The sequence below is a fragment of the Pseudomonas sp. RGM 3321 genome, assembly GCF_022836805.1.
In the GTDB taxonomy this organism is placed as follows: domain Bacteria; phylum Pseudomonadota; class Gammaproteobacteria; order Pseudomonadales; family Pseudomonadaceae; genus Aquipseudomonas.
The window spans coordinates 58,218-71,462 of sequence record NZ_JALHBH010000110.1 but is presented as its reverse complement, the minus strand read 5'-3'; the positions used below and the strand labels follow the sequence as shown (position 1 = coordinate 71,462).

At 58.7% G+C, this 13,245-nt stretch carries 13 protein-coding genes; 4 read left to right on the top strand and 9 right to left on the bottom strand.

Features of this window, described 5'->3' with window-relative positions; translation table 11 throughout:
- Nucleotides 1-64 precede the first annotated feature (64 nt).
- Nucleotides 65-661 carry a MarC family protein gene (locus RGM3321_RS14380; RefSeq protein ID WP_244393602.1) on the top strand — a complete coding sequence of 199 codons (597 nt, stop codon included), beginning with the start codon at nucleotides 65-67 and terminating at the stop codon, nucleotides 659-661.
- 7 nt (nucleotides 662-668) lie between these two features.
- Here RGM3321_RS14380 and RGM3321_RS14375 read toward each other — a convergent pair whose 3' ends face one another.
- From RGM3321_RS14375 to cobG, 9 genes are all read right to left on the bottom strand, one after another.
- Nucleotides 669-1,304, bottom strand: coding sequence for a hypothetical protein (locus RGM3321_RS14375; RefSeq protein WP_244393601.1), 636 nt, complete (start codon nucleotides 1,302-1,304; stop codon nucleotides 669-671).
- A gap of 67 nt (nucleotides 1,305-1,371) precedes the next feature.
- Nucleotides 1,372-2,070, bottom strand: coding sequence for a hypothetical protein (locus tag RGM3321_RS14370; RefSeq protein ID WP_244393600.1), 699 nt, complete (start codon nucleotides 2,068-2,070; stop codon nucleotides 1,372-1,374).
- 58 nt (nucleotides 2,071-2,128) lie between these two features.
- Entirely contained in the window at nucleotides 2,129-2,956 is an 828-nt protein-coding gene (locus tag RGM3321_RS14365) for a hypothetical protein (RefSeq protein ID WP_244393598.1), read from the bottom strand.
- A 777-nt stretch (nucleotides 2,957-3,733) separates the two neighbouring features.
- Nucleotides 3,734-4,438, bottom strand: a complete 705-nt coding sequence (locus RGM3321_RS14360) for a hypothetical protein (protein WP_244393597.1) — start codon at nucleotides 4,436-4,438, stop codon at nucleotides 3,734-3,736.
- Between the two features lie 63 nt (nucleotides 4,439-4,501).
- Nucleotides 4,502-5,302: a hypothetical protein gene (locus RGM3321_RS14355; protein WP_244393595.1), complete on the bottom strand. Its 801-nt coding sequence runs from the start codon at nucleotides 5,300-5,302 to the stop codon at nucleotides 4,502-4,504.
- A gap of 373 nt (nucleotides 5,303-5,675) precedes the next feature.
- A complete protein-coding gene (gene cobJ / locus RGM3321_RS14350) occupies nucleotides 5,676-7,385 on the bottom strand; it encodes a precorrin-3B C(17)-methyltransferase (protein ID WP_244393594.1) in 1,710 nt (569 codons plus the stop codon).
- Nucleotides 7,385-8,116, bottom strand: coding sequence for a precorrin-2 C(20)-methyltransferase (locus RGM3321_RS14345; RefSeq protein ID WP_244393680.1), 732 nt, complete (start codon nucleotides 8,114-8,116; stop codon nucleotides 7,385-7,387). The genes cobJ and RGM3321_RS14345 overlap by 1 nt, the downstream gene beginning before the upstream one ends.
- Nucleotides 8,116-8,742, bottom strand: a complete 627-nt coding sequence (locus RGM3321_RS14340) for a precorrin-8X methylmutase (protein ID WP_058402636.1) — start codon at nucleotides 8,740-8,742, stop codon at nucleotides 8,116-8,118. The genes RGM3321_RS14345 and RGM3321_RS14340 overlap by 1 nt, the downstream gene beginning before the upstream one ends.
- A complete protein-coding gene (gene cobG, locus RGM3321_RS14335) occupies nucleotides 8,739-10,079 on the bottom strand; it encodes a precorrin-3B synthase (protein ID WP_279614015.1) in 1,341 nt (446 codons plus the stop codon). Before cobG ends, RGM3321_RS14340 begins: the two co-directional genes overlap by 4 nt.
- 125 nt (nucleotides 10,080-10,204) lie before the next feature.
- Between cobG and cbiE the strand changes: the two genes are divergently transcribed.
- From cbiE to RGM3321_RS14320, 3 genes are read left to right on the top strand one after another with little or no spacing between them, the layout of a single operon-like run.
- Nucleotides 10,205-11,407, top strand: coding sequence for a precorrin-6y C5,15-methyltransferase (decarboxylating) subunit CbiE (cbiE, locus tag RGM3321_RS14330; RefSeq protein ID WP_244393593.1), 1,203 nt, complete (start codon nucleotides 10,205-10,207; stop codon nucleotides 11,405-11,407).
- Nucleotides 11,407-12,519, top strand: coding sequence for a cobalt-precorrin-5B (C(1))-methyltransferase (locus RGM3321_RS14325; protein WP_244393592.1), 1,113 nt, complete (start codon nucleotides 11,407-11,409; stop codon nucleotides 12,517-12,519). Before cbiE ends, RGM3321_RS14325 begins: the two co-directional genes overlap by 1 nt.
- Nucleotides 12,516-13,235 carry a cobalt-precorrin-6A reductase gene (locus RGM3321_RS14320; RefSeq protein ID WP_244393591.1) on the top strand — a complete coding sequence of 240 codons (720 nt, stop codon included), beginning with the start codon at nucleotides 12,516-12,518 and terminating at the stop codon, nucleotides 13,233-13,235. Before RGM3321_RS14325 ends, RGM3321_RS14320 begins: the two co-directional genes overlap by 4 nt.
- Nucleotides 13,236-13,245: the final 10 nt, after the last annotated feature.

Sequence of the window (13,245 nt, the reverse complement as noted above, 5' to 3'; positions counted from 1 at the left end):
GAAAGGCACACAGTGGCCTGATAGACTGGCACTGCCATCCACCCTGCTGCTGTGAGTCGAAGCCATGCTTCACGTGTTGTTCAGCGTCTATCTGAAAATGCTGGTGCTTTACAGCCCGTTTTTCGTTCTTTCCTGCTTCATCAGCCTGACTCGCGGTCACTCGCGCAAGGAACAGCGGCGCCTGGCCTGGAAGGTGGCGCTGGCGACACTGGTTTCCAGCGTCTTGCTGTATCTGTTCGGGCGCGTGATTTTCGATGTATTCGGAATCACGGTCGATGCATTCAGGATTGGGGCTGGCAGCGTGCTGTTCATCTCGGCACTGGGCATGGCGCAGGGCAAGTCTGCGGTCCAGACTGATAACGTCCAACAGGACGTCACCATCGTTCCGCTGACCATCCCGCTGACCGTAGGCCCCGGCACCATTGGCGCGTTGCTGGTCATGGGCGTGAGCCAGCCGCATTGGGACGACAAACTCACGGCCATCCTGAGTATCGCCCTGGCCAGCCTGACAGTCGGGGTGGTGCTCTATCTCGCCAACCGTATCGAACGTATTCTCGGTGATCAGGGCCTGCAGATCGTCAGCCGTCTGATGGGGCTGTTCGTCTGCGCACTGGCGGCGCAGATCATTTTTACCGGCATCAGAGGTTATCTGCTGCCCTGATCCGGCCTCAGATAGACGCCGAACGAACCATGCTTTGTGCTTTGCCATCCAGATAACGCGCCACGTTGTCTCGATGGGCCGCGTAGATAGTTCTGTCAAAGGTGTAACTGCCGCCTTTGAAGTGGAACAGCAGCCTTCGCGTCTCAGGGGCGTGGTCGTCGACACTCAGGTGCAGACTGCACAGCAACAGAAGTGTCCGGTTCGGCTCATACTTTTCACAGGGTACGACCTGAAAACTGCCCATACGGCCTTGATAGAAACCATCTTGAAAATAAGACTCTGCGGCCTGATTTACCCCCATCGCACTGAAGGCACGTTGCACCATGCCGCCAAGACGCTTGCTATCTGCTGGGTTGCTGATTTTGAAGGTCGCCTGCAGCAAATCGTCAACGTTGCTCACGACCAGTGAGTCCCCCAGAATCACTCCTTTTTGCTGTATGCCGCGCGCCTTGAGCCGGCTGCGGTAGTAATGCATCCAACTGTTCCACTGCGTCTTGAAATCGAACTGTTTGCCGGCGAACAATTGCGCATCCAGTAGCACGTCCTGAAGGTCGTTGCGTTCTTCGCTCGATAACCCCGGAAGAAACGCCACCATACTGGGGATATTGCCCAGATAAGCGGCGTTATCTGTGTCTGTACTCATTTTTCGTTACTCTCTTCCATGAGGGCCGGACTACCGTTACAGGCTGATGATTTCGGCTGTGGCGTGGTCAGACATCGGAAACCTCAATTAACTTCTCGATCAGGCTGACACGCCTTGTAGCCAGCGCCGAGCTGATCTTGTCGCGAAATTGTAGGTACACAAGATCCATCAGGTGCAGGGAGTAGAAGGTCAGGCTGATGTTGCCAACCGTATTTGCAGGCTCAAGAACGTCGAACAGAAAGCCGTCGCTCAGCGGCTGGCGGGTTACAAAATGGAGCTGTACCAGGGTCAGATTATTCCGTTCATCAACCAAACCTGCTTGCAAAGCCACGAGGCTCTGCACCTGTCCGACCTGATCCGTTCCATGCTCCAGTGCCTGGTTGGCAAGCAGTTGAATAGCCCGATTTCCGGAAGGCGGTGTGCAAGCCTTGCGCAAACACTGCTCTGCATGGTCAAGCAACTCTGGTGTGACTGACACGGCGAGCACTCGACGGACACAGCTCCATATTGTCTCGGTAGCGTCTACCGGCAAAGGCTCACTGAGATGCTCGCTGGCTTTCAGCATCCAGCCAAAACTCATCGCCGCAGCCAGCCAGGTTTCATTCCATTTATCGAAGCTGGCAAATTTCGGGTGTTTCTTCGATGCGGCCAACTGCACATACAGCATCGAATCCATGACATCGCTGTGCGAGGCTGCCTGACCCTGCTCAGGAAAAAACAGCAGACAACCCGCGTTGACCACCACAGCGTTCAGTTTTTGCTTCATGGGCAAATTCCTTTTATCCCGGCAGCGGAGACCACACGCGTCTCCGCAAATAATCCATTCAGATCTCGAACGCGTCGATTGCACTCTTGGCGCTGTCGCCCAGTTTTTGCTTAACCAATTCGCGATGGCGTGCGTACAGACGGGTGTTGAGCACAAGATTGTCCTCGCCCTTCCAGGTTTTGACGTTGGTGTCCTGCCATTCCCAGAACAGAACATTGGTGACATCGCTGTCGGTCTGAAAGGTGACCGCACCCATGGCCAGATTGACGGTGCCATCTGCCGATTCGATGCAGGAGGCGATGCGAAAACTGCCGCCACGGTGCGCCTTGGTCTGGTTCTCGAACAGGCGCAACGGCTCTTTTTTTGCACTCAGGGCGGCAACGGCATCAGCGGCGACCTTGAGCATCAACAGCGAGGCAGGGCCTGGCAATGCGGCGGCGGCGATGGCCGAACCGAGAATTTCAAGACCAACCTCGTCCATAGTAAAGCGTTGCTGCGCAGCCCTGTATCGCGAGTAGTTCCAGTGCGTGGACAGCCAGCCGATCTTGGAGAGTACTTTATTGAATGTGTCATACCACTGATCGCCATTGGTTTCGGCATTGAACTCCTTGTTGGCTACCAAGGTAGCGAATAGAAAAGAGTCCATGACATCGTCCTTGTTAAGTCGCGACACGCCCTCGGCAAAGGCGATCAGACCGCCTGCTACGACTGCGGCTTCAGCACCCTCATCACTTGCGGCTGCCCTAGTCGCATCGCCGCCCACCAGACGCGACTGAGCATTACGAACGGCTGCGGCTGCCAATGGCGGGGAGCATTCAGCCAGTTCACAGGCTGCGAGGTAATCCAGGTTATCGGTGGTGCTCATAGTAGGGGTTTCCTTTTTCATTTCATTAGTCCTTTAATTCATGCGTCCTGATGGACAGCACGAGACTAGCGAAATAAATCAGGCTGTTTGTTCAGCATGTCTGTGCATGGAGCGTGTGGCTCTGTGGCGTCATGCTGCCACTCTCACTGAAGTGAGCGAAAACTTGCACAGCGCTTTCGCCCCGGCTACGCAAGGGTGGAACGAAATCGCTGTATGCGGCTCGGAAAAAAGCTACGTACCTGGTAGCTCGAAGAAAGCTGTTTCGCTCAGGTTCATGAGCCGGAATCACGGCTCGGGCACTCGAAATCACGCCAGAACTTAGCATGATCCCACAAACCCTGCGGACTGCTCTGACCTATCACCGGCCCAAGTTGTAAGCTTGTCGCCATACCTGTGCGATGTGTACCCCGAGCCGCCGCTGTCGTGAGAAACGGTACAGGTCAGAAAAGAACCGATCAGCATCATGATCCGCATGCCGAATTGATCCTTCGTCCCGCGCGCAAAGGACGACGGCGCCAAGCCGGGAAAGCAGCGTTAGCCAAGCAGGCCTGTGTACGGGAGTAATTTTCGATGCAGGCGAGATCAAGCGGATATATTCGGAAAGGTGCAGGCAGTGCGCCGTTCATTTCGCGATGGCGAGCCTGAAGTTCGGAGAGGCGCTTCGACCTCTCCAACCGTGTAGAGCGTATGTGCGGATGATCAGGGTCTGCAGACCGTCAGCCGCTTGATAGAGTGTTCATCTGTTGCTTCGCTACTAAACAGGACCTCGGACTATGCCCCGCCAGCAAGACCGCAGCCTTAATCTTGCTCATCACTCTTTTTTGCGGAAGGACCGCAACGCAAAGGCAGTATCAAACCGTCTTTTTTCCCGGAAAGAAATGCCTGTATTTTCTCGCGCACTTGCTCATAGCCCTTGATGTCCCAGGTGTATCTGGAACACCGTATGTCGATCTCACCCATGATCGAGCCGGAAGCAAACACTTGGCGGTACGCATTGGGTTTTAGTTCATCAGTGGTAGTAAACGTCATGAACAAAGACGTCAGCGTGGCCGCTTCATCCAGCGTGCTGAGTTGCAAGGTAATCGTCGAAGCCCCTGGCTTTTCGACACGTTCTTTCACAGTAGATCGGTGGAACAAGCTGGCGAGATTATCATCGGGTGCCAGACGGGCCATACAACGCAACAGTGCCTTGAAGTGGGCCAGATCCCAAGGATGACTTGAGGCACCCTGCTCTATTAGCCACTCACAGGAGATACCTGTAAGGGGCGCAGGTTCGAATGCATAACGTTGATAGTATGACGACGTCCACTTCAACTCTTGCATCGCTTTTCCATAGCGCATATACCAGAGCGCAGGCGCGTCAAACCTGTCAGCTTTCGAATCAGCGTACAACTGACTACACAGCAAAGCGTCGCTGATATCATTTAAAGTGACTGAAGACGGCATACTGCGAACTGACAGCAGCTGCCCAGATAGCATAATCTTTTCGGACGTGACATTCATTGCAGGCATCCTTGCGCTGACAGGAAGGTCAAGGTTACCTGATGGCAACCTCTCCCTTGAACGTTACTTCAGGCTGTCGAAGAAATCATCGGCGTCTTTTTTCAGGTAGGTAAGTATCCGGGGCTTGTTACGCTCATGCATGGCCTTGTCGAAGTTCAGGCCCTTCACCAAGCGTCTGATTTTCAGACGGGAAACCGACCATTGCCAGAACAACGCGCCGCCTGAATCGCTCATGTAATCGCAATGCATGGACAACAGGTAGGTAACGGGAATGCCGCCTGCCGACTCCACGCACGGCATGATGCGGAACGTCGAGGTGTCGCCTTTTTTACTGTTGCGCTCAAACAGCGCCATGAGCGGTTTGTTGTTCTGAAGTTTATCCAGAGTAAGACTGAGCAATTCAATGAGCACAGCCTTGTTGGGACCTGCAACTGCACCAATCAACTCCAACACGATTGAATCCATGGTCAGCGACTGGTTGCGAGTGGTGTACTCACCATACTCATGCCCACCGAGCATGAGCCACCCGCCATGGCGCATGGCGGTGGAATACTCTTCTAACCATTGGATAGGGTCGTCACTGATATTGGCTTTGCCGTGTGCAACTGTTTCAGCTAAGGCGACGGACAACATGACCGCCTCACGGTTCTCAGGACTGACACCATCAGCAAAGGCGATGATTGCAGGCGATTCTTTATTAACCTGCGCAGCAGAGTTATCGTTGTTACTTGACGTGCCATCACTCGAAAAGGCCAGTACTTCAGGCAAAAATACTTGTTCAGCCGTCCCCAACGCTGGCAGCGCTTCAAAGTAGGCATCTGCGTCTTCAATCGTTGGAAAAGACAGTTTTTCTTCGTAACTCATTATGCATTCCTTGCATTGGTAAATTTCAAAATGGGCCCTTCTCCTGGCCACGCTTTAAAACTACAGATGCCATGAAAAAACGCAACATTAGCAGTTGGCCATCTGTCGACCCCCTGGTAGGCAAGTTATTGCACTCACTGGATAGCGACACTGCCAGCCTGCCGGGCTCTTGTAAAAATTCACTGCGATGAAGTAAAAATATCTCCAGAAAAGAGTAAAATTACTACGGACATCAAGAGAAAAAACAACTCGCAACGCAGATGAAGCACTCTCTCGTTAGAGAGCATTCCTTAGGCCGCCTGAGTAAATTCCTACAAACCCTCACCGATAAAAATCCTCGGATCATCGATGAGGTCCGCATATAGAGGGATGTTCAGAGCGACGACTGCGTAGGCTTTTGTCCATACCAGCGCGGCGTATAGACCCAATTGCCGCCTTCGTTGCGAGGGAAGGTGCAGGTCAGAGAAGAGCCGATCAGCACCATGGTTCGCATGTCCACCTGCTCCGGCGTGAGTTCACCCAGCGTAATGACGCGCAGTGTCTGGCCAGGACGACCGATGTCGCGCCCAAGCGTGACAGGCGTTTCAGGAATGCGATGCTGGCGAACAATCTCCAGCGCACGCCCCAGTTGCCAGGGTCGTGAACGGGAAATCGGGTTATAGAAGGCCAGCGCAAGGTCTGCCTGACAGGCAAGGTCCAAACGCTTTTCGATGATCTCCCAGGGTTTGAGGTTATCGGACAGCGACAACACACAGAAATCGTGCCCCAGCGGCGCACCCGCCTGAGCGGCGGTTGCCAGAGAAGCCGAGACACCCGGGAGAATCTCCAGCTCGACCGAGTGCCAGTGCGGGTTGTCGGACTCATGCAGCGCTTCAAGCACTGCCGAGGCCATAGCGAATACGCCCGGATCACCGGACGACACCACGACCACCGAGCGACCTTGCGCGGCCAGTCCGAAGGCATGTCGGGCACGCAGCATTTCTTCGCGATTGTCGGTGCAATGCAGCACCTGATCGGCACGAAACGGCCCGGCCATGCGCACGTAGGTTTCATAACCCAGCACATCATTGGCGCGTGCCAGTTCAGCCTTGACCGCAGGCACCATAAGGTCCGCTGCGCCGGGGCCCAGGCCAATGACTGCAAGCCGCCCACGCCCACGGCCGATGTTCTGTACATCCAGCGGTTGAGTCGCGACGGCAATCGCCATGTCGTCGACGCTCAGTGGCGGCAACAGTTGCGGCACGGCGCGGGAGGCCATTTCACTGGCAGGCCCAGCCTTGTCGAAGCGTACCGAAATACCCAGCTCGCTGGCTGCCTGATGCAACTGCGCATTGGCCATTTGCTCTTCGCTGGCCAGCAGACAGGCCAGCGACTGCTCGGCAATGTTTGCGTCGCGTAACGCCGAGCGGACCCGCGTAGCCAGTTCAGCGGTTATTTCGCTGACGGCGACTAGCACACTGCGTGGGTAAATCAGTAGTTCATGGGGAGCGGGCTCACGTATGGCGCAGCCGACATGAATCGTCAGTTCAGCCTGCGGGTTTTCGGGCAGTTGCGCTCGCTCCAGCCAGGGTGCCTCGCCTTCAATGCGCACGGGCTCACCGGAGAGCAAGTCGGAAACAAAACGCTTGCCCAGCTCAAGATCACCCAGTGTGTAGCCGCTGGGCGGGTTGAGCAGGCATGTGCCGAAGCGCAATTCGCCGCTGGTGGTGATTGCCGGTGCAACGCCAAGCCCGTTGGCAATGCTGCGCGCCATGACATTGACCCCGCCCAGGCCGCCAAGCAGTGGCACCACGGCGCTGCCGTCCTCAGCCACGGCCAGCACCGGCGGCTCGACGCCCTTCTCCAACAGCAGCGGGGCCAGGGTGCGAATCACGATGCCGGCGGCACACAGGGCGATAATCGGGGTGTTCTGCTGATACAACTGACGCAACGTGCTACCGAATTCGCTGTAGGTAATGTCAGCGCTCTGCACACGCTCGGCCAGGCCATGAATCTGCGCATCGGGAAACAGCTGCTGAATGCGCCGCGCGGTAGCCAGGCTGCCATTGCCGAGAATGACGATGGCTGGAGTGTTGAAAGTCATCAGCCTTGCCACCTGTCACCCGGGACGATAATCAGCGAAAAATAAGGCGAAGACATCGGGTCTACCTGATCCAGCGGGACGATTTTCTGGTTGACCATGGTTGCGCGCTCGACATACAGCGCACGCCCGGCCATGCCCAGTTCGGTCAGCACTTCACGGACCTTGTGGAAGTTGCGTCCCAATTTCATGATCACGGCTGCATCGGCATCAGCCAGCTTGCGTTTCAGGTCCTCATGGGACAGCACGCCGGACAGCACCGACAGACTCTGGTTGCGATACACCAGTGGCGCGCCCAGCACCGAAGCGCCACCGAGCATCGAACACACACCCGGAATAACTTGCGCCTCGTAGCGCTCGGCCAGGCGGTCGTGCAGGTACATGTAGGAACCGTAGAAGAACGGATCGCCTTCGCAAATCACCGCTACGTCACGCCCGGCGTCCAGATGCGCGGCAATATGCAGGCTGGACTCGTCGTAGAAGTCGCTGATGACTTTTTCGTAGGACAGCGGCGCTGGCAAGGCCTCGGTGGTGACCGGGTAGACCAGTGGCATCAACGTTTGAACGTCCTGCAAGTGTGCTTCGATGATGCCGAATGCGTTGCCCTTTTTACCCTTGGCCACGAAGTACGCCACCACAGGCGACTCCCGCAGCAGGCGCAGCGCCTTGACAGTGATCAGCTCAGGGTCGCCGGGGCCTACGCCCAGGCCAATCAATCGACCGCGTGCCTGCATCATTCGATCTCCGTGGCCAGTGCATTGACAGCGGCCACGGCCATGGCGCTGCCGCCACGACGACCCTGCATGATCACAAATGGCACGCCACGGCTGTCTGCGGCAAGCATGGCCTTGGACTCGGCAGCGCCGACAAAGCCAACCGGAAAGCCGAGAATCAGCGCTGGTTTCGGCGCGCCCGCATCGAGCATTTCGAGCAGATAGAACAGCGCAGTCGGCGCATTGCCGATGACCACCACGCTGCCTTCCAGGTGCGGACGCCACAGCTCCAGCGCTACAGCGGAGCGCGTATTGCCCAGTTCCAGCGCCATTTCCCGCACGCCTTCATCGTGCAATGTGCAGATGATCTGGTTATTGGCGGGCAGCCGGGTACGGGTGATGCCTTCGGAGACCATGCGTGCGTCGCAGAGGATCGGCGCACCAGCGGCCAGGGCATTGCGCCCGGCTGTACCGGCACCCGGCGAGAAGCGCAGGTCTTCGATGACTTCGACCATCCCGCAGGCATGGATCACGCGCACGGCGAGTTTTTCCAGGTCCGCAGGGATCGTGTCCAGGCGCGCTTCGGCGCGAATGATCGAGAAGGAGTTGCGATATATCTCCTGACCATCGCGGATGTAATCAATCATGCAATGTTGCTCCGTGAGCCGGCGTTCAACTGCGCACCGACTGCTTCAATAGTAAGGTCACGCGCACGCAGCACACCAAAACCGGCATGCGCTGCATCGCGAAAATAAAGGTCGTAACGGCCGGGCGAGACGGCCAGCAAGGTTACCGGCGCTACGTGAGCAGCGGCGCAGGAGCGCGTGCAACCACTTAAATGAACGGCCTGACTGGCAACCAGGCCGGTAGCCAGTTGCAGCGCATCAGCCTTGGTATCGGCCAGCCCTTTTGCACAGCCGGCAGAACCGGTACACGCCACAATTTGTGCCAGTGGCTGCTCGGCTGAACAGATCAGACCCGCTGCCTGCAACGCCGTCATCACTGTTGCAGCGTGCTCGACCGGCACATTGGGCAACAGCAGGCTTTGCCAGGGCGTCAGGCGCAGAGTGCCGTCGCCCTGCTCTTCTGCCAGTTGCGCGACGATGGCGAGCGTGGCGGCATCAAGACGCCCCAGCGGCACCACCGCCCCCACCGCAACCTGCGCAGGCTCGGCCTGTGGATAAATACCGATATGCCGATTGCCCTGAATGGCCGGACGCTGCCAGCCGGTGACGGCTTGATCCACCCGCAGCACGCAGTCCAGCCGGGTAGAAAGCTCGCGCAACACATCGTCGGTCGACACCTCGGCCAGCAGATGCCGCATCCGGGTGTGCTCCGGGCGGGCCAGATCGAGGAACAGTTCCAGCAACGCGACAACCAACGCCTCTCCAGCCGCCAGCGGCACAGCGGCCAGCGGTCGATCATGGGCCGGGCAACCGGCCAGCCCGAACGCCAGGAGCACTTCGCCGTCGAGTTTCAGCGCCGACAGCCACACATCATGCGCGTGTTCGAGCATCACCAGCGCTTCGCCAGCATCCAGCGACAACGCAAATTTGGGTGACAGCTCATGAAAGCGCGGGTGATTTTCCAGCGCATCGAGAACCTGCGCCGCCAGCGGTCGAGCATCGAACAGCATGTTCGAATCCAGTCCGGCGGTCGGGCTGAGCATCAGGTTGCGCACATCGTCACTGGCCGGGTTGGCCGGGCCGAGTCCTGCCGCCATCAACGCCTTGATCAACCCATCGTGATCAGCGCCGATGCCGCGAATCTGCAGGTTAGCGCGGTTGGTGGCTTCGATAACGCCCTGTGCATAAGTCTGCGCGGTCTCTGCAACTGCCATTGCCTGGGCACTGGTGATGACCCCACCCGCCAGCTTGATCCGGCAGATCCCGCCATCCAGCGCCGGGACGATACGCAGCAACCCCGGACAGGCCGAGGGGCGTAGCGTTGCAAAGGATGTGCGAGCGGACTGCGGCTCGTTCAATGGATCACCCGGTATGAACTGGACGTGGATTAGAGCACTTGTACCCCGTCGGGCGCGGTATTATGCCTGCTTTGTCCGCAGGCATGAAAAGGCGCTCTGTCGGAAGTTCGGATTGAGGTAGGTACATGTCGCCGTGGCTGACAGTCGTGGGAATTGGAGAAGACGGTTACAAGGGCCTGGGCAAGAACGCCCGGCACGCTCTGCTGCACGCTGATCAGGTGTTCGGCGGTCCGCGCCAGCTGGCATTGCTGCCCCCGTGCATTCGCGCCGAGCGGCGTGCATGGCCAAGTCCGTTCTCGCTGAACCCGGTGCTGGAACAGCGCGGTGCCGAAGTCTGTGTACTGGCCAGTGGCGATCCGATGCTGTTCGGCGTCGGTGCCAGCCTGGCACGCGTGGTCGCCATCGACGAAATGCGCATTCTGCCCGCCCCTTCTTCTTACTCTCTGGCCGCCGCTCGTCTGGGCTGGCCATTGCAGGAAGTTGTTACTCTGTCGGTGGTTGCCCGTCCGGTAGTCGCACTCAACGCCCATTTCCATCATGGCGTACGTCTATTGGTGCTGAGCAATGATGGCAGTAGCCCCGCAGTGATCGCCGGTTTGTTGCGCGAACGAGGCTTTGGCCCAAGCCGCATGACGGTCCTGGAGCATCTGGGAGGTGAAGCCGAACGGCGCGTCGAGGGGCTGGCCAGTGAATGGGGCAATCCCGAGATCGCTGCCCTGAACCTGGTTGCCGTCGATTGTCGCGCCGACGCCAGCGCCATTCGCCTGAGTACAGTGGCCGGTTTGCCAGACAGTGCTTTCGAGCATGACGGCCAGTTGACCAAACGCGACGTGCGGGCCATCACCCTTGCCCGCCTTGCTCCGGTGCCGGGCGAACTGCTGTGGGACGTCGGCGCGGGCTGCGGTTCCATCGGCATCGAATGGATGCGCGCGCACCCGACCTGCCGGGCGATGGCTATAGAAGCGGACGAAGGCCGTCAGCAACTGATCGAATTCAATCGCGATGCGTTGGGCGTGCCGGGCCTGCAATTGGTCCGTGGCAGCGCTCCACAGGCGCTGAGCGGTCTGGAGCGTCCGGATGCGATTTTCATCGGCGGTGGCGTGACCCGTATCGGCGTACTGGAAACCTGCTGGGAACAGCTACGCTCCGGCGGACGGCTGGTCGCCAATGCAGTAACCCTGCAAAGCGAGGCGGCACTCATGGCTTGGCGCGAGCGGCATGGCGGCGAACTGACGCGTATTCACGTCGCCCATGCTCAGCCTCTTGGCGAGTTCGATACGTGGCGCCAGGCCTTGCCGATCACTCTGCTGGATTTAGTCAAACCCTGATGCGCGAAGAAACCGCCGAACAGCCTGCTCCGCTGCGCAGTGGCCTGACCACCGGCAGCTGCGCCACCGCAACCAGCCTGGCGGCGGCCCGACTGTTGCTCAGCGGGCAAATCAGCGATGCGGTGGAAATTGTGTTGCCCAAGGGCAAACAGGTGCAGATGCGCCTGGAGTTTTGCCGCCTTGTGGATAACTTCGCCGAAGCCGGAACGCTCAAGGATGCCGGTGATGATCCCGACGTCACCCACGGCGCGCTGGTGTTTGCGCGCGTCAGACTGGAAGCGGCACCCGGCGTGCGCTTCGTGGCGGGCGCAGGTGTGGGCAGCGTGACCCGTCCCGGTCTGGTGTTGGCGGTGGGCGAGCCCGCCATCAACCCGGTGCCTCGACGCATGATGACCGAGCACTTGCTGCGGCTGGCGGAAGAACTCGGCTACAGCGGTGGTTTCGAGGTCACGATTGGCGTCGAGGGCGGCGAAGCGCTGGCGCTCAAAACCATGAACCCGCGCCTCGGTATTCTCGGCGGGCTGTCGATTCTCGGCACCAGCGGGATAGTCCGGCCCTTCTCCTGCGCGGCGTACATCGCGTCGATCCATCAGGGCATCGACGTCGCCACCACCAACGGCTATCGGCATATCGCCGCCTGCACCGGCAACGCCAGCGAAGACACCATGCGCCGCGTGTACAACATCCCGGATATCGCCCTGATCGAAATGGGCGATTTCGTCGGCGCAGTGCTCAAGCACCTGCGCAAGGTGCCTGTGGATAAGTTGAGCCTGTGCGGTGGCTTCGGCAAGATCAGCAAACTGGCCGCAGGCCACATGGACCTGCACAGCCGCCATTCGAGCATCGACCTGCCGCAACTGGCGCTGTGGGCTGCGGACATAGGCGCGGACGCAGACCTGCAACAACGTATTCGCGATGCCAATACCAGCCAGCAGGCGCTGGCGATGAGCGCTGCGGCGGGTGTGCCGCTGGGTGACGAGGTGTGTCGACACGCACTGGATTTCGCCCTCAGCGTGGTGCCTGCACAGGTTCAGGTCGAAGTGTTCGCCATCGACCGCCAAGGCGGAATCGTCGGTCAGGCGGGCGTTGCGTTATCGAAGGAACACACATGAAACGAATTCTGCTGTTGGGCGGCATTACCGAAGCGCTGGCGATTGCACGCAGGCTCGGGCCTGAGCACATCTATAGTTTGGCGGGCGTGGGTCGAGTGCCGGCAGATCTGGCCTGTCAGTTGAAAGTTGGCGGCTATGGCGGCGCAGAGGGCATGGCGCAATACATTCGCGACCAGGGCGTCAACTTGCTGCTGGACGCTACCCATCCATATGCCGCGCAAATCAGCCGCAACGCTGCATGTGCAGCCCGGCTGACTGGAATTCCCTGCTGGGCCTTGCGTCGCACTGCCTGGCAGGCTGGTGCGGGTGATGACTGGCGCGAAGTGGCCGACTGGTCAGAACTGGTCACCGCACTGGCGCCCTTCAAGCGCCCACTGTTCACTCTGGGGCGCGAGCCTTTGCAGCATCTGCACGAGATTCCGGAACATCAATTCTGGACGCTTCGGGCACTGGACAACTACCCCGGCAATGACCGCTGCGAAGTGATCGGCGCGCGCGGCCCGTTTGCACTGGAAGACGAACGTCAGCTGTTTGAACAACGCGATATTGATGTGCTGATCAGCAAAAACAGTGGCAGCAGCTCCACCGAACCCAAGCTTGAAGTCGCCCGCGAGCGCGGCCTGCCCGTCCTGATCCTGAAACGCCCGGAGTTGCCTGAGGTGGATCGGATTTTGTGGAGCGTGGATGAGGTGCTTGAGGCGTTGGGGCTGGAGTGAATGAACCGTC